The following is a 19730-nucleotide window of genomic DNA, read 5'->3' on the forward strand; positions in this document are numbered from 1 at the left end:
AACGTGATATTCAAGCCTGCTTGTATTGCATCATAACCTAAGCTCAATCAGCTATTATTTGCTCTTAGATGTGTCTTTATCTGTGCGATGCTCATCAAACCACCAAAGGATATAGCCGACCTTTGCCATTAAGTTACTTGGCCTAGCGTAAATTCCGTGTGATGCGCCCGGTATACGCACCATTGCTGATTCAACGCCCTGTAATTTCAACGCTTGATAATACTGCTCTGTTTCCGAAATCGGCGTGCGGTGATCTGACTCACCAGTGAGTAACATAGTGGGGGTGGTGACGTTGCCTACGTAACTAATAGGCGAGTGCTTCATGTATAAGTCTTGCGCTTCCCAAGGCTTTTTACCAAACCAATTCTTATAGAAAAACGGGTAAAAATCAGACGTTAATACAAAGCTGTACCAGTTTATTACCGGTTTAGCGACAACGGCTGCGGTAAAACGCTCGGTGTGACCCACTATCCACGCAGTCAAGGTACCGCCACCTGAGCCACCTGTCACAAATAAGTTTTTCTCATCGATTGCGCCTTGAGCAATCACGGCATCTACGGTGGACATCAAATCATCGTAATCCTGACTTGGGTAGTTTTTATCGATAGTTTGCGCGAAGTCTTTTCCGTAGCTATCACTGCCTCGTGGGTTTGCGTATACCACTACATAACCTTGCGCTGCCATTAGCTGAATTTCAGTGGAAAAATGCGGCCCGTAATTGGCGACCGGCCCCCCGTGTATCTCTAAGATAAGCGGGTAGCGTTGGCCTTCTTTTTTGCCTTGTTCAAACCCCGGCGGGTAAGCAACCCATGCCTGAATAGGTAATTCGTCAAAAGACGACTTAAGGCTCAATGGTTTGATGCTTGCTATGTCTTTATGGGCGAGGGCATCTTCATTTAATTGGGTGAGTAACGTGGTTTTGTCACCTTTTTTGATAGCAATGTCAGCTGGGCGCTGTGGGTTTGAGTAAGTGAACGCCACGGTGCCATTGTTGGCTACATCAAACTCACCGCCCGAGTAAGGGCGCCCAAACGCCAAGCCGCCAACTTTATCAGCAACAATCTTTCGGTCACCTTGTAAGGGCTGGTAAGCCACATAGGTTTCGCCGCTATCGTCATAACTTAGGTAAACGCCTTTGCTATCGCTTGCCCATTGTATACTGCCTACCGAGCGGTCGAACTCAGAGGTAAGGGAGCGACTCACGCCGCCATTAGCATCCATGATGTAAAGCTGAGTATTCTCGTAGTTGGTGTACTTTTCATCGTATCCCAAATAGGCAATCAATTTGCCGTCAGGAGAGACCAATGGGTTGTTATCTGGGCCAATACGATCGGTTAGCTGCAGCATCTCGCCACTGGCTACATCCACCTTATATACGTTGTCATCGGTGAGCTCTAAATCACTGTCGGGGTGCCGATTTGCCGAGAAAACAATGGCTTTGCTATCGCTGCTCCAACTGATACTGCCCCCGTGGTTAAACTCACCTTGGGTGAGTTGCCGAGGGGTGCCGCCATCCGCTGAGAGTACAAAAATTTGGTTATTTCCTGCCGGGATATAACCCGCACCGTCTGCCCGATAAAATAAATCGTCAATAAAAATAGCCGAGTCCGCCCACTTGGCACCCTCCGGTTTGCCTGACAAATTAACGGGGGATTTAGGCGTGCCTTTCACAAACTGACTAAAGGCAAGCATTTTACCGTCGGGTGACCAGCTAAGATTAGACGGAGAGCCCGTTAGATGGGTCATTTGGCCCGTTTGCCCGGTGTTTAGCCATTTGATGTGGATTTGCGCTGAGCCGCTTGCGGTCGAGATATAAGCTAACTTGCTTTCATCAGGTGACAAAGTAGGGCTGAAATCAGCATGTAAGCCATTGGTCACTGGAGTCATTACGTTATTTTTATCGACCTTCCAGATGTTGCCACGTTTTTTATCGTTTTGAATGTCCATATAGTTACGCACGAAATAAACGGTTTCACCATCCTTGGTAATATCCAGGCCTGAGGCATATTCTAAGGTGAATACATCTTGTAGTTTGAGGGTATTTTCTGTGGCCTGAGCCGAGGCGTTACTGGCCGTTATGGCCAATGGGCCAACCAGCATCGCCAGCGCGATCGATTTTTTGATTAATTTCACTTAAATGTTCCCTGTTGTTTTTGTTTTATTGGTTTTTATTTTTGAATAAGTTAGCACAGTCATTAGTTATCAAGAATACCCAATGAGACAGACTGCAAATGATGTCGTTCAGTTGCAGCACTCCAAGGCCAGATACAACAATGTTTAGACATGTTGTCGTCATTTTATGGCGCCTGAACTAAAGCAAATAGTGTAAAATTCGCTTTATCAGCAGCGGCATATTTATACTCAACAGATGAAATCAGAACAAAGTACGACAATCGATGTCACCAACATACCGGTCAACGAAGACATAACATGCAGTACGTGCCGAGCGAATTGCTGCCGCCTTGAGGTGATGTTGATAACTGAAACAGGCGTGCCGGAGAAATATATCGCGCAGGACAAGTGGGGCGGGGAAGTCATGCTTCGTTTAGAAGACGGCTGGTGCGCAGCGGTCGACCGAGAAACCATGCTGTGCACCATATATGAGAATCGCCCGCTTATTTGCCGTGAGTTCGAGATGGGTGGCTTTGAATGTCTCGATGAACGAACTTAAGCTCATTTGGTCAAGACTCAAACATACCTGTTGCTGATAGAGCCAAACCAAAACGGTTTGGTAGCTCACAGCCCATGGCATAGCTCAATCATTAAGTTTTGAACCCAGTAAATTTCGACCTCGCTAAAAGTAAATCACCAAAATATTCTAATTAGGTTTAAAAACTAACCGCTTATACTTTTGTTAGGATCTGGAATGAACCACATCATTATTTTTGAAATAGCGATAAGAGTCAGTCCTATGAATAGAATAATAAGAGGTTTAAATGGAATGTCTTCGTTAATTTCCACATCTAATATCAAATTTATGAAATATAAAATCACACCGCAGTATCCAAATAGCTTAACGGTGTCGGTCAAAAAACGTACAAAGTAAAATTGCTTTTTCGATAATGTCATTATTGCTCTGTCTTAAGTGCATTTTGCATTCTGGTTAAAGAATACTTTTAAAATATTTTTTATAGAAATTTTCACTCGAGTATTTATTTACTCATTTAATGGTACGCTTAGCAATATTCAATATGTTAATTAATAAATCTCCCACAAACTTTTAATAAACCGTTGGTGATGAATATTGGGTGTCGTTAATCCCAGCGTTAAACTAGGTATCTTGATGGTAACAACACATTGTTTATATCCACCTAAACAACCCATACTCAATGACTTTCCAGCCTGTCGGTTGGCAGATGCCACGCTCTGTATGCTTACTGTAAAGAGCGTTCCCTAACTGTAGCTTCAAGTGCACAAAGGCAAAAATAGCACCATAGAAAGCTGCTTTGGATATTTCATCACTACTCGTATATAAGAGAACTTTTGGCGTAGTATAAAAAGATACCAATACCAAAAAGACAAAAACAACGTACTCACCTACTTTCTCTGACATATACATTAATTACATTCCTTATAACTATAGAATTACATTAATGAAATCATTCTATTGTGCAACACATTTTTAAATGTACTGGTTTTATATATTCATAATCTCACTAGGATACATCTAGGTTTGATTGCTTTTGTTTCAGCTTCCGTTTGTGCCGAACGCTCTTCTTTATACTTTTTGTGCTCTTAAAGTTCTCGGCTATTAAGGTATTTCAAAAGGCTTCTATCGTTAAATTTATTTTGACTTCGTTATATTTATTATTACATTAGACAGAAACAACACATGACGTGTAAATAAGAAAACGCAGTCAAAGGATGGGACTATGAGCGATATCAATGATAAAAATAACGGGCTAAGTACACAGGATATTAACCCTACAGGTAAAGTGCGTTCGATGTCTAACATCAAGCACCACCAGGATGACGATCCTACCACTCATACTTCCTCTCAACCAAAATACACCGTAAGTGAATCGTCGTTTCCAGAGATATTCCTTGTTTTGGTAAAGGCCATAGTAGTTGCCTTAATCGGTGTATTTTGTATTTATCAAGGTTGGGTATTATTGGGGCTTTTTGGCATCATTGGCGCCATGTTTTATTTTTTAATGGCAGCTGGAACCATGACCTCAGAGGGCGCGAATACCTTTTCAGCACAGAGTCACACATCAAGCGCCTCAACCCGGCTGCAAAAATCAGTTAACGCCCAGCGCAGCGCTCAAAAAACCGGGCCGCGGACGGGTGACGTAGAAGCAAGCGCAGCAGTTACTGTTGCGGGGGCAGTCCTATATGCAAGTGCAAACACCAACACTTTGCTTTCAGACGATGATGCTTCTGATGATGCATACCCTCCCAGTCAACTTGACGATATACCCAGTATAAATCCCGCTACTGGCTTGCCGATGATGGGCGGTGTTGATTCTGCGGGGAATGCTTATGGCACAGACATGAATAGTTCAATCATTGAAATTGATCTTATAGATATACACTCAGGCACTGGATTGACTGACACTCATATTGATAGCAGCTTTGATGACAGCTCAAGTATTGATACAAGTGCAGACACGAGCATAGACATGAGTGACCCGTTTGATACGTTCGACAGTACCGACACGTTCGATAATACGTCGTTCGACGATGATTGGATGAGTTAATTTGTGCTCTTACTTACTCGCGTAAAGCTATTTACTCCCAGCAATCAATGTTTAGCCAGCTTATGGCATATTTCAAATCTCGCGCACAGAAGGAAGTAAGATGGCGCACATCACAACACTGTTAACCACATTACAGCAATTGCCCTATTTTGAATGCATAGTGACCTGCCAAAGTAACAGCGCAATGCCATTAGCGCCGTACAAAGGGGCGACGTTTCACGGGGGGTTTGGTTGGGCTCTGGGGGAGCTCGACAGCGACATCATGCAAATGTTATACGATTGCCGTGATCACCACGGGCACACCATCATAAAGCCATTTGTTTTAGTGCCACCCACCGACACGCTCACCCATTACCCCAAAGGGCATGAGTTTACCTTTCGCTTAAAACTTTTTGGCCGGGCAGCAAAACATATTCAAGACGTACTGGCAGCGATTTTTTTGTGGCAGAATATGGGGTTAGGTAAATCGAAAGCGCCTTTTACTATTCGCTCTATCGACTTGCAAATGCCAGCTACAACAATGCGCGTGTATCAGCAAGGTGCTGCTCAATTTAACATGCCTGCGCCTATGCCACTGGGGTATTTTATTGAACAACAGCTGGCGGCTTATCGCCCGTTGAACGGTATTCAACTCACTGCATTTATCAATACGCTAACCCCCATGGAGCTGCACAAAAACAAACGTCAACTGCATGATGCGCCAGAAGCCAACACGTTTTTTTGGTTAATCGCACAGCGTTTGTCACAGCTGTGTATTGCCTATGGCGATAGTAAGCACGCCGAGTTGCATGGGTGTTTGCCCAGTGAGGAACTCCCGTTGACGTTTAACGACACCAAGCTATTTGGGCAAACCAGAGCATCAGCGGTTATGCAGTCAAAACATGCCTTAAAAGGGATAACAGGCACATGGTCGTACGCATTAAACAATGACTTGCCGCTTGCATGGCTACTGGCTGGGCAAAGGGTTCATGTGGGCAAAAAATCAAGCTTCGGTTTTGGAGGGTTTGATATTAGTGTTGCGGCGGGGCACTAGCGTTTGCATATTCCTACCTTCAACGACTTATTAAATTACCACCTTATGGAAAGTGCTTTTCGTAAGGTGGAGGCGAATAAGGGCACAGCTGGTACCGATGGCGTCACAATTGAAGACTACGGCCAAGAGTTAGCCCTGGGCTTACATGTTTTATTAAACGAATTAAGTGAAGCGCAATTTCAAAGTGCGGCTTTACTCAAAGTAACGCTGCGTAAAGCCAATAAAAAACCACGCAATCTCGTAATACCCACAGTGAAAGATCGTGTGTTACACACCGCAATCATGTTTTTGCTGCAACCGTTTTTTGAAAGCGAATTTGAAAAGTGCAGCTATGGTTATCGGCCCAACCGTTCATACAAAATGGCGGTTGAAAAAATAGCCGTGTTGCAAGGCGAGGGCTTTAATACCAACTCCATTAAATAATTAGCCACTCAGCGAAAATTTAAAGGGACTTAATCAAGGCGCTTGAATGAAGTAATAGTGGTTCTCTTTCGAGTTCGAGCAACGCAGAGAAAGTCCCTTTAAAATTCGTCCGGAGGAAATACCCCTGCGGGTTCTGTACTGCGTTCTCGGTATTTGAAAGGGAACAACCATTACTGTACACCGTCGCCTTGTCCAAAACCCGCAGGATGAATTCTGAGAGGGCAATTATTTAATGGAATTGGTATAAGTGGGTGGTCGATGCCGACATTCAGCAATTTTTTGATCAAATCCCCCATGCAGCCATTAGGTCACTACTACGTCGCTATCAATTGGATGAAGCATTGATTAATTTAATCAGTGAGTGTTTATTTAGCCAGCAACTTGAGCAAGGTACACTGCAATTTGGTGCTGCGGTTGGCCTTGGTATTCCCCAAGGTTCATCACTGTCACCCCTGATAGCGAATTTATACCTTGATAGCGTGGACGAAGCACTACTGGCTAAACAGTACAATATGGTTCGCTACGCTGACGACTTTGTCATATTAACCCGAACGAAAGCACAGGCGCAGCAAGCACTCGAGCTAACCCAATCATTGTTAGCCCAACTCAATCTATCGCTCAATGAAGAAAAAACGCAAATCTGTTCCTTTGCCGACGGTTTTGAGTTTTTAGGGCACACGTTTATTAATGACCTAGTGCTGGACAACAAAAGTCAAACACCAGTGGAAGCCAAAGTAGAAGATCAACAAGACATCACCCAAACACTAGAACAAAATGAGGCGCTCAACCTTGATGAACTAACCACAGTACAAAGCCCCGAAATAGATAGTAACGCCCCGCTAAGTAATATTATTTTTGATCGCGAGCAATGGTCTCTTGCGGGTTCACACAGGGTGGCAAAGACTCACATACAGCTACCACCAAAGTTAAAAACACTGTATGTCACCACTCAAGGGGCAGTGCTGTCTAAAAATGCCCTGCGTATACAAGTAAAGAAAGGCCAACACTTACTCAGCTCAATTCCCACAGGCACATTAGACGGCATCCTTCTCTTTGGTCGCGTACATATGACGAATGATGTGATGAGCCACTGCTTGCAACAATCAATACCCATTGTATTAGCCAATCAATCAGGCAGTTTTAAAGGAATTATTGACAACTATGGGGCGTATTCAGAAACCTTATTGCGCCAACAAGTGCAGCACACAGCGTCAGAGCCAAAGCAACTACGCATAGCCAAGCATATTCTCAAAGGTAAGTTTAATAATAGCCTTGTGGTGTTAAAGCGTGCCGTGCGTAAGCGCAAAGATAAAAGCCATACGGAAGCACTTCAGCAGTTTAGTGAAACAGTAAAACGATTTACTCATAAACTGGCACGTGAAAATAGCCCTAACATTATTTTAGGTATCGAAGGTCAAGTGGCAAAACAGTACTTCGCTTTGTATCAATCGCTTTTCGCTGACGAATGGCAATTTACCCAACGCAATCGCCAACCCCCAAAAGACCCCATTAACGTAATGCTGTCGCTGGGTTACAGCGTGTTATTTAACAATATTCATACCTTGGTTAAACTGCATAAAATCAATCCCACGTTAGGGTACTTACATCATGGCAACGCTGACCAACCCTCACTTGTGCTAGATCTAATGGAAGAATTCAGGGCACCCATTGTTGATGCCACTGTGTACAAACTTGTCAATCGAGGAACGTTAACCTTACATGACTTTGAATACATCCAAGACCAATGTCACATTAAAAAGGATGGCTTCGGTGTGTTTTTACGGGCCCTTGAAGACAAATTTAACCGTCAACTTATTCATCCCTCATCTCAAGAACTCACAGACTACCGACGTATCATTGACCGCCAAATTGGCCTGCTCAAACAAAGTATCACCCAAGACAGCGACCACTATGAGGTATTTCGAATTCGATGAAACTATGGCTTATATGCTATGACATTAGCGATGATAAAAGACGTTACCATGTGAGGCGCTTACTAGAGGGGTACGGTGAACGGGTGCAGCTAAGTGCGTTTGAATGTCGTTTAACCCCCAGTCACTTTACTGCCCTTAGGCATGCCCTAGGGCGAATTGCCAATAGCGACGACACCGTACATTATTATTCAGTCTGCAAGTGGTGCACTGAAAAACGGCATGTACAAGGCAGCGCTGAATTGACCCACCCCCAAGCATATTATCTAACGTAACCATGTTAGTGGTGTGCCTCTTTGATATCAGCTGCAATAAGCGCCGGCGAAAGGTAAATCGCTTGTTGCAAGGTTACGGGATACGGATCCAAGAAAGCGTGTATGAATGTCAGATAAGTCATGGGCAATTGCTGAGTATTCAACGTAAAATACATAACATAATTGCCCAAACTGACCGTGTGCATTATTACCCGTTATGCGGTAAAGACATAGGCGCACGAAAAGCCGACGGTAATGGCAGTGTTTTTTGGCATGAAGGATTTCATGTGGTTTAGGGCAGCATGTTGATTTTGAACATTATTTTTAATAAAAAGAAGACGAAATGCATAAAATAGAACGGATGTGCTTAGTTATTGTTCAGTTAGCCGATTTATGCGCTACAAGCCTTGCCAGTCATGGCCTAGATCGGGTAGGGTACGCACTGACCCTGTTTAATAAGGGATTAAGACTTTTATTGTTTAACATGCCCTTCCTTTTTTTTGTACGCACTGACCCTGTTTAATAAGGGATTAAGACCCAGTATTTTTTTCATTATCTATCCTCTTAGTTGTACGCACTGACCCTGTTTAATAAGGGATTAAGACTTTTGTCGTGTCGTGAATAATCATATTTTTGTCGTACGCACTGACCCTGTTTAATAAGGGATTAAGACTTTTGTTGTTGTACTCATATATTTCTTCCTTCCGTACGCACTGACCCTGTTTAATAAGGGATTAAGACCAAAATACTAAAAACTGAATTCTTCATTTTTGTGTACGCACTGACCCTGTTTAATAAGGGATTAAGACACTACTAGACCTACACTAAAGTTCTTCATTCTAGTACGCACTGACCCTGTTTAATAAGAGTTAAAAATACAGCAATAAAAAAAGCTCCTCAGGGAGCTTTTTTTATTGGGGGGGAATTCTTGTAGTTTAAGGCCATGTTGAAAGCACATTCAACGCAAGCGCAAGCTCATCCCTATGTACTCTGCTGGTATGGCGCTATCTTGCTTTGAACAACGTTAACGGTTTTGGGTTACCATCTTGGTCGGTTAATAGGCGCTGTTTTTTATTTTTTGCGAACCACTTATAAATTTGCTGAGCATCTGTTGGGTATTCTATTTTGCGCCCTAGGGCTGAGTAATCTTGATTTAGTGTACACAACTGTGTCATTGACGTTTGGTTAATTAATCTGTCGCAGTTTATTAGCTGTGCAAACTCTTGCTCGTTCAAAGTGTTGGCGCGGGGGCTTTGCAAGCCAGTGGCTGAATAGCGTTGAGGCCGGTTAATTAGGTTAACGCCGCTTATCGACAGGTTAATTTGGCCAAAGCCAAGGTTTTTACCTAAGCCCACTTGATGTACGTATGGTGCGTTAAGTGGGGTTAATGCATTGAGCAATAAGCCCAACTCGTCTTTTGAAAGGTTATTAAAGCTGATTTTTGCCGTTAGTTCAGTGCCTGAGGGTAAAGGTGACACCCTCAGTTGGTTTTTATCTTGAGAGTTGTCTTTGACCATGCTGCCGTGAGGTATACCTGCGTCAATGTTTGTTAAATGTAATTGAGGTTCGGGTTGCCTGAGGTATCGCTTGGCGCCATTAGGGCGGGGGGCATTTTGATTAAATTGCTCGTTGCTCCCAGAATCATCCGAGTAGCTAAAATACATTGCTGGGCAGGGTGGCATGGGGCTGCCTTGAAGCGGCATTTTTTTATACTCTAGACCGTAACGGGGGTGCGGCGCGGTGGCAATGGCATCATAAAAGCGCAAGCGAGAGGCAAATGCACTTAAATGGGTTTTGTCGGCTTTACTGTCGCAAATGGCGCCGAACAGCTGCTCAGCAGGGGATAACGTGTGTCGTGTAGGGCTATAGGGCAATTCGTTTGGCGTAAGAAGCTGGTGGGTCGAATATTGGAGTTTCTCTCGCCACATGGCTGACTTTTTAAGCACTATTTGGTTGTTGTCGTCTAGGCAAAATAACACGATTTCACCAATAGGTAATTGCCCTTTTTTGTTATATTTTCCTTCTTGGGCGTTTTTAAACTTTTCAAGGTATGGCTGCAGTACCTTGGCGTTATCCAGCCGTATTCGTTTGGCATTGAATCGGCCCTTGTCATCGCCTAGGAACGCATATTGGCTTTTATCCGTTCTTCGCACTAGGTATTTGGTCTTTTGGGCGCTGCTATTCGAGTCGCCTTTACATAATATGCGCTTGACTAAGTCAGTCTTTCCCGTTTTTTTTTCGCAAGTGTGAAGCACTGCGTGGTTTTTTGGTATAGCGCTGTTCACCTTAAAGTCACTTAGAGCATGACGGATGTGGCTATCAATAGGTTTACACTCCCCTTGTTCGCACGTAAGTGGGGTATGGCTGCTAACAGCATTGATCCTTGAACAGGTGATGCTATTTCTACTCGTTGGCCCCGGCAATCGAATTGCCATGATTTCACTTAGTTGCAAGGGAGTACCGTTTTCTGAGGTGAAAATGTCTTGCCATTCTTCGGGTAAAAAGTAATTTTCGGGCTCTGGCTTGTCGTTTAGGGTTTTTTGGTCCCAATTAACAAACGGCATACCTAGAGGGTGCAGCCATATGTCATTGTTGTCTTCTGCTTTACTTTTTTCTGCGCCTTCGGGCGCTTCCTCACCCTCACGCTCTTCTTTGCCAGTTCCGTTTGTTCTTGTGCCTTTTAACAGTACCCCCATGGCATAGTTTAGCGAAGGGCTTTTTTCCCGTACCACATAATCTTCATCGTCTAGCACTCTAGGCGGCGATGCGCTTATCACCTCGGTAATGCTGCTTATCATGCCGCGTAAGCTGTTGCCGGCAATGGCGGGCATGCCATCGCGCAGGTAAGGGAGTTGAAAGCGGGCATCTTTATTGTCATGTACTAGTGCCTCTGGCAATAAAGGCCCTGCATTGGCAATGTTTATTTGCTGATTGCCCACAATCGCGTCAGTGACAGTGGTGAGGGTAAGGGTAATATCACCACACATATTGTAATAAGCATCATGGCTTATTTGATTGTCTTTTAAGGCTTGTTTGTTGGCAGCAATGTGGTTCGCCTGATTTTGGGCAGCGAAAGGGACAAAATAATAAGGATTATATACTTCAGACATGTGCTGACTCCGTGTCGGGCGTTTTTGGGGGTGTATGTTCCGTTTCGCTTGCAAGCAGGGTATTGAGGTACTCGTCGATTTGCGTGAGCTCAAGGTGCAATAGTTCGAGTAGATAATTCATTACTTGGGTCGAAAATTCGCTACCTTGAGGTAAGGCCGACGTCTGTAGAGTAAAGTTTAGACGACCAAAGCCTTTGCTTTTATGCGCCCCAATGCTGATGTCTTGCTCGTACATATCTCGAAATAAAAACAGCAGTATACTTCGTTGCAGGGTGTATTCTTGCTGCAATAGCTTAGGGTTAAGGGTAATGGTGAATGAAAAGGCATTACTGATAACGCCTTCAAGTTCAGCCATGGCACCATGTTTAGCGCCGCCAGTGAAACGGTCAATGGCAATCGCCGTTTGTTGGTGAGCGCGGGCGTGTCCTTGGTGCGTGGCATCATTCATTTTTAAATTGGCTTGGTGCTGTTGGTTTCCCCACACAGGTTGGCAAACCTGTTCGACGATATCTTCAATACGCTGATTTTCTTGCACGTGCTGCAATAGCAAGGTGCGCACTATACGCCTGTATTGGGCGCGCAAAGCGCCGCGCAGACTTGAAGCCGGTAAGGTGGGTTGACCGTGTTTGTCTAATTGTGTGTATTGATCTTTTGGCTTTTGGTGTGCTGCGTTTTGTTTCATTGCAGCGAGTCTAATTGGGTCGGCTATTAAGATAGGGTCAGGGGAGGTGATCGTAAAATCAACTGATACCCCCTTGTTCACAATTGTTTTAGGGACAAACGCACGCCCTAAATCGAGCATGCTGTCATCTAATGTGGCCTCTTGGTATAGCCAATGGTTAATATCATGTTTGGTCATGCCGGTGTTTGTGCATACGGTTAGCTTGATTCGACCAAAGTCATTTTTGCTGCCCGCGCCAATTTGCAGCGTTTGCTTGTGCAGCAACGACAGCATTTCGTGCCATAACTGCCCATCGATAAATTCAGCGCGTAGCTCGAAACTGAGTTGAGCAGCGCTGCAAATATATTCGCGTTCGAAGAGTTGGTTGACTTTGCTGGCCCCGGTGATTTCGTCAATGCTATTTTGTGTCACAACTTGCGTCGCGACGTCTGTTGCGGCAAATCCCGGGTAGACTCTGCACGCGCCGCTTTGTAACTCTGTTTTATTGCTACTAAGAGAGTGCCCGAGTAATTGGCTTACTTTGTCTTCAGGCAATTCGGCGTTGAGCAGCCATTGTCGCAAAGCGCCTTTAATTGAGGCTGCCGGTATATAAGGGCGGTTTTTACCGTCTCTTGGCAGGATGCGAGTATTGGCGAAACATTTATCTTTAGCTTTATCTTTAGTTTTAGCTTCATCGTTATGGCCAGTTGCTTGTACTTCGGCATCACCAATACTGGCCCCTTCATCTTTATGGTTAGTCACTTGTACTTCTGCATCACCAATACTGAGAGGCGTCTCGATGACGATAGCGATATTTGCTTGGGCTTTAATTAACAAGGTATTCATTGGGCCTCTCCTGTACGTAACTCAGCGGTGACTTCACCGTACCCATTACCTCGGTTATATGGATTTTGCTGCCAGTTTTCTTGTATTCCTTCTGATGTAGTGTCATTGCCGTTTTGCTCAGGGTGCGAAGGTATACCATTCTTAATCCACTGATTGATAACGCTTTGGGCTTCTTGCAATTTATTAACCTTAAAAATGAAAACACTGCCTGGGGCGGTTAATATTTGAGGCTGATAGGGGGCTGGTTGACCATATCGGCGCCACATATAATCCCCCCCGCTAAGGGTGTGCTCAACATAGGCGCTGATGAGTTGCAAACTATTGTCGGCTAACAGATTAAAAACCTCTTGATAATGCGCTGTGATATCGTCACACGGCATGGGCGCTTCGCCTTTGTAAGGGTGTAAAGCTGCTGGGGAGCGCAGCGTTAAAATGACTGCTCTTTCTTCGTTTTTTTTAAACCTGAAATACTCATGCACCCCTTTGCTCACATCGGTAAACGTGGCCATGGCTTTCGTTTTACCAAAGGGGCCGATGGAGTGGGAACTGAAAATATCTATCAGCTCTTTGGCTACGCATTCTTTTTTGTCTTTTGGGACGCGGGTTAAGCTAATTTCTCCGCCCCACTCAATCGGTGGGCCCTTTTTTGTTGTACCCGTTTTGTGCAGCACACATTCTAATGAAAACAAGTTGCTCTCTTGGGCGCTGCCCCTAAGGTGAGGGGCATACTCGCTATACTGTTCAATACCCGTGCGGACCATTAATGTGGTAGGCAGCGGGGTGCATCCGTAGACGTCTTCTGCTTCGTTTTTCCAGTCGCTGGCCCAGACCATGGAGGGGGTTTCAAGGTTGGCGTTGGCTGAGTCGAAGCAGGCATGCTGCGCGGTATCAACTTTGCCCCCTAGCTTGTTCACTGCTTTAGATAGCGGTAATGGTGGTGTTCTGCCTTCATTTTTGTATGGGTATAAAAAACTGAAATTAATGACATCTAGGTACTCAGCTAATAGCGTTTTGGGTTTTACTAACTGTGCGATAACCCCTTTGACAACAGCACCGCTGGCGAACTGCTGGGATTCAAAGCGGTTACCCACACTGCTCTTTGCAGGGAAGCACACTGGTCGATCAAACTTGAGTCTATAGTCAACCCGTTGTGAGGCTTTTACTTTAACCTTGCTAGCGCTAATAGCACCAGTAGTGATATCTACCTTTACCACTTTACCAAAGCCAATTGATTTTAAGCCACCGATGGCAAAAAGATATTGGGCGGCTTTATTGAGCACATTAGTGAGGGCGTCAACTTCTTGTTGGCTGGCATTGACGGTGATATTGCCTTTAAAGGTTATATGTTCACCGGGTAAAAAAGGAGACTCAATAAAAGCCAGTGAGCCTTTTTCAACCGTGCCTTGTTCATTGATTTTTATCCGATTGATTTGACCAGAAACGTTAGCTACGTGGTTGGTTTCCCAATGATGATCGAAGACAAGACGGCCTCGCTGAGGGGCGTTGTGTGTTGCATCTGCTGATGCTTCACCAAACCACTCGGTTAACCAAGTCGCGTCAACAAACTGGTTTTCAGAGATATGTTGTAACTCTTGGATGCCGTGGCGTAAATTCCCTTTAATGAGCGTACCAGGTAATACTGGATCGCCTTTATGGTCGCGTAGTACTGCGCTGTCTAACCCATGGCTAAGGCCGCCGACACCTTGGGTTAATATTGGGCCTTGAAGGGTGAAATGTAACGTTATGTGATGTTGTATCATGATTATTCTTCGTCCTCACCCGCCAATAGATATTCCCAAATTTCAGTAAGTAACACCCAAAGCAATCGTTCTGGACCATACAGGATATTTTTGCTGTTATTGTCACCAACCGGAGGTGTTATATTGTCACCAACCAGAGGTGTTATATTGCCAATAAGTAAGGAAGAAAAAGTCGCCAACAATGCGTTATATTGATCGTCTGTGAAACCGTTAATGTCGCAGAAACGCGCCTTTTGTTTGGTAAACGGCTGTGACTCTTTTATCAGGTCTTGTTCCTTTTTTTCCTCTTCTTCCTCTCTTTCCCTTGAAAGTGCCGCCTTTGCTAGTGCGTATACTTGGCTTTTAGATAAGAGTTTAAGTTTATGTTTAGCCTTATCGAGCGAAGATAAGCTCAACGCTTCGCAAAAGGTCACATTACGATATTGACCTAAGATGCTATAGCGTTTTTCGAAGTGAGGGGCTAAGTCTTCATTTGCATAGTCGACACTTTCTAGTACTAGGAAATCAAAGGTATTGTAAAGGCCATGGGGTAACGTGTTCTGTTCTGGCGAAGTGCTATCTTGTGAGGTTAGAGTGTGAAGATGTTCATCTAATTTCACGGCGAGATGCTTTTTATTATCAGCCAATTCTTGCGCTAGTTTGCGCATGCGGTATACCGGGGTGCCTTTTTTGCAAAACACCAGCCCAGCAGCGTGGGTCAGCGGAAAGGTGATGGAGGTATCGTTTTTTTGGAAGCTGTATTGCCAACCTTGGGTTAATTCGAATATTTTGCCAAGAGTTTCAAACCCTAGCCAAGCTGGCACGACCAATAACATTTCGTCGCCGCCCCAAAGCAGCGTTTCTAGACGCAAGCTTTCGCTGCCGTCAGTATTTTGTGTTTTGAAATCTTGCTTTTGAGATGCCCAGTGTAATAAGTCGTGAAGCAACTGTGCGCGCTTTCTTTGCATGGTGATATCGAACAGGATTTGTTCATCAATACTGTGCACCGCCAGTTGCTGTAGTTTTGAAAACTTGTTGCCGTCTAAGTAGATATAAGCCAGTTTGTTACTAAGTTGGTTATTTGGGCCATTTTCACTGAGTGCTTCAAGATTGTCGGTGAACTGAATGGCTGGGGGGGCGAGTTTTTGCCCTGTGTCACTATGGGTAAATTCACCTAATTCACTGCGATAGAATTGCTGCTTGTTTTCTTTGCCGTACATGAAGCGCTTCTTGGCCTCATTGTTTACCGGGCGATTGACTTTGTTCTGCCAAGACAGGGTGGTGTCAGCGACAAGGATGTGGGTGAGTTCGCATACGGGCTCTGCGCTATTTAAAGCGCTGACGGGGGCATAAGCTATGGTCGACTGCTGTAATTGTGCGCGACGTCCGGCGGTGATCAATGCTTCTTTTGCTACGCCAAAAAGCGCAATATTTTCTTCGCAGTTGCTATTTGGCAGGGATATTCTGCTTTTATCAACTTCAACTGCGTTAACCACAAAGGTGTAAGCGCGGTAATGTTCGTTGATAAACGCCTTGATCTTGCTTACGAGTTGGGTGATATCTGTACAGTTTTCAACGCTAAATAAGCCAATAGACGCGCCAATACTGACTTTTTCTAAGCAATCAAAATTTATGTAGAGTTGTTTTACGGCATCTCTTAAGGTCAAGCTGGCTCCACGAAACATGCTGATGTTGTCAGACTCTGAGAATGTTGCGTCAAGATTGACGGCTTCCGCTTTAATAAGGTAGTGAGGCATTATTTATTCCTTTCTATTTGCCAGTTTTTGTTTTCCAATTTTTTTCGCGCTCGGTTTAATATATTTGTATACCCCAAAGCCTATGCAGAAGAATATCCCGAGTTTAAAGAGAAAATTTGCCACCATGGGGTTAAAGCCACAGGCTATTTCGCCGTTTGATAGGCAAAGGTTAGTGGCCTGAAATAGTTTGGGAAGTTCTGTCCAGAAATTCCAATTTAGGTCTAAAAATAGCGTGATCCCCGCGAACCCTAAGGCTATTAAGGTTAATCTTTTGGAGTAGTCTTGGGCGTATTTTTCACGACGTGATTCCATAAATTCATCTGCCCAATCGATTTTTTCTCTGACTTCATCAAAGGCATTTTGTAACCCCAATGATTGTTTTAATTTGTTAAAAATCTCTGTTGGTTGTTGCTCTGCGCTGGCAGAGGTAAACCAAAAGCGGTTCATTAGCTCGATGAAGTCTTGGCGCTGTCGCCTGAATTCTTCACCCGGTGCCAGTTGGTGACGTTTGTCAGATCTATCGAGGTGTTCCTCTTCATCATCGAGAAGTTTTTTGGTGTTTTGCTGGATTTCTTCAGCTGTTTTGTGCAGTACGTTAATGACCAATAAACAATAGTTACTGAGATAGGCGTACATTTCAGTCCAGTGCCAGTACATAACATTGTTCGCGAACCATCCGTATGACACGTTGACGCTGGCAAATTCGTTAAATGAGGCGAGGTATGTGATGTCTTTCCAGCGCAGGTAGTCTTGGCTTGTGGCTATCTCTTGCATAAAGTCTGGGTTATACATAGTGATAAACGGGCCTACACGGTCGTCAAATTTATCGATGTATTTGGCTAGATCGAATGTGTTTTTATTAGTTATCATGCCCCCATGACTTTTGGGATAGTCCCCCAGGAGACCGATGTTAGACATAATATGCATGCGGGGATCTAACGGTTTATGTTGTTCAATTCTTTCTTTTGCTCTGGTCGCTGACCCTGCTTGGTGAGCTGAGCTAAAAAAGTAGCTGGCCAGGGTAGTGACGATAGGGGTGGCTTTAATTTTAAATTCAGGAAACTGAGAATCGACGATCCCATCGTTAATTTTATTCCTTTGCACCCATTCGTTAGTACGTTCGGTGCAGGTATGGTCAACAAGCAAAATCGGTGTGATGGTGGATGACGCATTGTTAGCTTGCTGGGTTTCTTGGTACAGCGCTGACCACGCTATTTTGTTTTCGTCGCTTTGTTCTATAAATGATGGGTATAGATTGCGGGCTAAATTGTTAAAGGCTAACCAGCGACACGTCTGTACTTCAAACAAATACTGTCGAGCCATCGGTTTATTTGCATCAAAAGCATTGAATAATACACGCCACCAGCCTAGGTATACGCCATCATCTTCTGGTGATGAAGAGAGTTCTGGCATTAAGCTAAGGGCTTCATCCTCGATGGCAGGCTTATATTCAATTGTAAGTAGGTGATTTTCGTATAAATTTAATAGGCGTAAACTGGCAATTTCGGCCACGATACACTCATTGTGTTGGGCCTTAGCGTTTTGGCTATTTTCATAGGTGTGGGATACAACATCAGCGGGGCGCCTAAGGTCAATTGAATCTGTCACTATATTTTTAGTGTAAAGGCTAAAAAGGAACCGTTGTTGTGTCTCTTGTGACTCTGAACTTGATTGGCTTGGTGGGGCATAAACCGGATAGCGATATTCGCGTATACGTTTGGTTTTTTTATCTTTAGGCTCTGTTGCAAACTCTTCTTTAGAGGTGAAGACAGACTCTCGAAAGCGAGGGTAAAAGTATCGGTAAATTTGTTCTCTTCGGTTTTTTAATTTTTCTATTACTGATTCGTCTTTAGGCTTAAATGAAGCATTGCTCGTGGTTATTGTCTCTTTTTTGTCAATTAGGTAGCGAAATTCATTTGGAATATTACGATAGGAAATAGGGTCAACCGTACCATTTAGCTCTTTCTTGTGTGAAAAATTGAAGTTCAACAAACTTCTAAACTTGGCTACCGGCCTACCTTCTTGGAGAACCGTATCAAAAAGGTTGGTTAAGTTATCTTCTAAGGTTAAATCATGTCGCTTTGAAGAATTTTCATCTCGTGCATATTCAATTTGGTTCGTTAATGCAGGATCAAACCCGGTGAGTTGTGCTTGGGCTAAACGGTTTTGGTAAGTGGTGTTGCCAGTATGATAAAATGCCTTCGTGACTTGAGCTTTCACTATTTCGCTCGCCCCGGTGATATACAAAAGCAAGGTACTTTGACCTGTGTTCTTCGAATTTTTCAGGATGTTGTCTTTTTGCTCTTTATAGTCATCAGGCGTCAATGCGATGCTAAGGGTTAAATCCTTTAAGACAAGAGGGCGATTAACGATGCTCATTGTTTAATTCCTCAATATATTGCCTGATTGTTGTAAGCAGTGAGATAAGTTCTGGTGTGGCGTTATCGCTATGGGGACTTGCTCCAAAGAATTTGTTGTTGTTACCCCCACCAAACCATGTTGCTAACGCGTTGTAGGGGCGTTGTGATAATGATTTGAAAAAGGAGGCATAAGCCGCGCTGCAGCACACTTCGATTTGAATGGGGTCATCTGGTGAGCCGTAAACTACAAAAATATTGGGTAATATCAAGGTAGAATGAGTACGTTGGCTTAATAGGTAGTCATGTTCGCTGGGGAGTTGTGCGACCTCGGCAAAAACTTGAACGAAACGCTCAGGGACTTCAAAGGTAGAAAAGTGTTCGGTGCGACGGCGTTGCTCATTTAGCCACTGAATTGCGTCTTTGCGAACGGTTTCAACCCCTCTTACATGGGCTTCTTGTTCACGAATTTGCAGCATCCTTTGGTGAGAGCACCCATGAGCGGCTAAACCAGGTATAAAGTCACGGTCATTAATGGCAATTAATTGTTCATCATAAGATAGTGTGTAACCAATTAACGTAGCAAACTGTTCGATCGAGCTTTGTGCATGGCTTAAATCTCCATGCTTGTTGTAAACATGATGGTCAATATGAATAACGTTTATACCACGTGCTTGCAGTGCGTCAGTGGCTCGCGCACCTGGCATTTCGATGACAATTAGATTAGCTTTGAGTGACGCGGTCATTAACGGGTCAATAGCGTCATCGAGTGTTGCCCCCCAATTTTTCGGGCCTTTTATGACATCAATGCCTAACCTTTCGGCAATTGCAATAATACTCACTGCTTCTAAGTCGTTTTGGGGGCACAAGAGCGTTATGTGCTCTCGGTCTAATACGGTAGGTGTCACGAGTTAGATTC

14 protein-coding genes and 1 CRISPR repeat array are annotated in these 19730 nt (G+C 44.1%); of the genes, 7 read left to right on the top strand and 7 right to left on the bottom strand.

From position 1 onward, the window contains the following. Positions 1–54 precede the first annotated feature (54 nt). The gene (locus AC0L6N_RS07100; RefSeq protein ID WP_473480105.1) at positions 55–2133 is read right to left on the bottom strand and encodes a S9 family peptidase; all 2079 of its coding nucleotides are present in this window, start codon (positions 2131–2133) and stop codon (positions 55–57) included. A gap of 235 nt (positions 2134–2368) precedes the next feature. Here AC0L6N_RS07100 and AC0L6N_RS07105 point away from each other — a divergent pair, with 235 nt between their 5' ends. The 7 genes from AC0L6N_RS07105 to cas2 (AC0L6N_RS07135) all read left to right on the top strand — a co-directional run bounded on the left by AC0L6N_RS07105 (position 2369) and on the right by cas2 (AC0L6N_RS07135) (position 8637). After that, a complete protein-coding gene (locus AC0L6N_RS07105; protein WP_473480107.1) occupies positions 2369–2671 on the top strand; it encodes a YkgJ family cysteine cluster protein in 303 nt (100 codons plus the stop codon). A gap of 1201 nt (positions 2672–3872) precedes the next feature. Then, positions 3873–4700 carry a hypothetical protein gene (locus AC0L6N_RS07110; RefSeq protein ID WP_473480109.1) on the top strand — a complete coding sequence of 276 codons (828 nt, stop codon included), beginning with the start codon at positions 3873–3875 and terminating at the stop codon, positions 4698–4700. A 100-nt stretch (positions 4701–4800) separates the two neighbouring features. After that, a complete protein-coding gene (gene cas6, locus AC0L6N_RS07115) occupies positions 4801–5733 on the top strand; it encodes a CRISPR system precrRNA processing endoribonuclease RAMP protein Cas6 (protein WP_473480111.1) in 933 nt (310 codons plus the stop codon). A gap of 3 nt (positions 5734–5736) precedes the next feature. Beyond that, on the top strand, positions 5737–6156 hold the full coding sequence (locus AC0L6N_RS07120; RefSeq protein WP_473480113.1) for a hypothetical protein: 420 nt from the start codon (positions 5737–5739) through the stop codon (positions 6154–6156). Between the two features lie 251 nt (positions 6157–6407). Continuing rightward, on the top strand, positions 6408–8090 hold the full coding sequence (gene cas1, locus AC0L6N_RS07125; RefSeq protein WP_473480114.1) for a CRISPR-associated endonuclease Cas1: 1683 nt from the start codon (positions 6408–6410) through the stop codon (positions 8088–8090). Then, positions 8087–8362, top strand: a complete 276-nt coding sequence (gene cas2 / locus AC0L6N_RS07130; protein WP_473480116.1) for a CRISPR-associated endonuclease Cas2 — start codon at positions 8087–8089, stop codon at positions 8360–8362. The genes cas1 and cas2 (AC0L6N_RS07130) overlap by 4 nt, the downstream gene beginning before the upstream one ends. Positions 8363–8364: 2 nt before the next feature. Beyond that, a complete protein-coding gene (gene cas2 / locus AC0L6N_RS07135) occupies positions 8365–8637 on the top strand; it encodes a CRISPR-associated endonuclease Cas2 (protein WP_473480118.1) in 273 nt (90 codons plus the stop codon). Between the two features lie 139 nt (positions 8638–8776). Further along, positions 8777–9218: a CRISPR direct-repeat array (repeat unit 35 nt; unit sequence GTACGCACTGACCCTGTTTAATAAGGGATTAAGAC). 127 nt (positions 9219–9345) lie between these two features. Here the strand turns inward: cas2 (AC0L6N_RS07135) and AC0L6N_RS07140 are convergent. From AC0L6N_RS07140 to AC0L6N_RS07165, 6 genes are read right to left on the bottom strand one after another with little or no spacing between them, the layout of a single operon-like run. Further along, positions 9346–11451: a hypothetical protein gene (locus tag AC0L6N_RS07140; RefSeq protein ID WP_473480120.1), complete on the bottom strand. Its 2106-nt coding sequence runs from the start codon at positions 11449–11451 to the stop codon at positions 9346–9348. Then, entirely contained in the window at positions 11444–12958 is a 1515-nt protein-coding gene (locus tag AC0L6N_RS07145) for an RAMP superfamily CRISPR-associated protein (RefSeq protein ID WP_473480122.1), read from the bottom strand. Before AC0L6N_RS07145 ends, AC0L6N_RS07140 begins: the two co-directional genes overlap by 8 nt. Further along, positions 12955–14718, bottom strand: a complete 1764-nt coding sequence (locus AC0L6N_RS07150; RefSeq protein WP_473480124.1) for an RAMP superfamily CRISPR-associated protein — start codon at positions 14716–14718, stop codon at positions 12955–12957. Before AC0L6N_RS07150 ends, AC0L6N_RS07145 begins: the two co-directional genes overlap by 4 nt. A gap of 2 nt (positions 14719–14720) precedes the next feature. After that, on the bottom strand, positions 14721–16454 hold the full coding sequence (locus AC0L6N_RS07155; RefSeq protein ID WP_473480125.1) for a hypothetical protein: 1734 nt from the start codon (positions 16452–16454) through the stop codon (positions 14721–14723). A 3-nt stretch (positions 16455–16457) separates the two neighbouring features. Beyond that, a complete protein-coding gene (locus AC0L6N_RS07160) occupies positions 16458–18833 on the bottom strand; it encodes a hypothetical protein (protein ID WP_473480127.1) in 2376 nt (791 codons plus the stop codon). Continuing rightward, positions 18820–19719 (bottom strand): hypothetical protein, encoded by a 900-nt coding sequence (locus tag AC0L6N_RS07165; RefSeq protein ID WP_473480129.1) that lies wholly within the window; start codon positions 19717–19719, stop codon positions 18820–18822. Before AC0L6N_RS07165 ends, AC0L6N_RS07160 begins: the two co-directional genes overlap by 14 nt. Between the last annotated feature and the right edge of the window lie 11 nt (positions 19720–19730).

The sequence above is a fragment of the Paraglaciecola sp. G1-13 genome (genome assembly GCF_055809255.1).

Coding starts and splice junctions, on each gene's coding strand:
- AC0L6N_RS07140 (WP_473480120.1), bottom strand. CDS start 11,451: ATGTCTGAAGTATATAATCCTTATTATTTTGTCCCTTTCGCTGCCCAA.
- AC0L6N_RS07110 (WP_473480109.1), top strand. CDS start 3,873: ATGAGCGATATCAATGATAAAAATAACGGGCTAAGTACACAGGATATT.
- cas2 (WP_473480118.1), top strand. CDS start 8,365: ATGTTAGTGGTGTGCCTCTTTGATATCAGCTGCAATAAGCGCCGGCGA.
- AC0L6N_RS07150 (WP_473480124.1), bottom strand. CDS start 14,718: ATGATACAACATCACATAACGTTACATTTCACCCTTCAAGGCCCAATA.
- AC0L6N_RS07155 (WP_473480125.1), bottom strand. CDS start 16,454: ATGCCTCACTACCTTATTAAAGCGGAAGCCGTCAATCTTGACGCAACA.
- AC0L6N_RS07145 (WP_473480122.1), bottom strand. CDS start 12,958: ATGAATACCTTGTTAATTAAAGCCCAAGCAAATATCGCTATCGTCATC.
- AC0L6N_RS07160 (WP_473480127.1), bottom strand. CDS start 18,833: ATGAGCATCGTTAATCGCCCTCTTGTCTTAAAGGATTTAACCCTTAGC.
- AC0L6N_RS07105 (WP_473480107.1), top strand. CDS start 2,369: ATGAAATCAGAACAAAGTACGACAATCGATGTCACCAACATACCGGTC.
- cas2 (WP_473480116.1), top strand. CDS start 8,087: ATGAAACTATGGCTTATATGCTATGACATTAGCGATGATAAAAGACGT.
- cas6 (WP_473480111.1), top strand. CDS start 4,801: ATGGCGCACATCACAACACTGTTAACCACATTACAGCAATTGCCCTAT.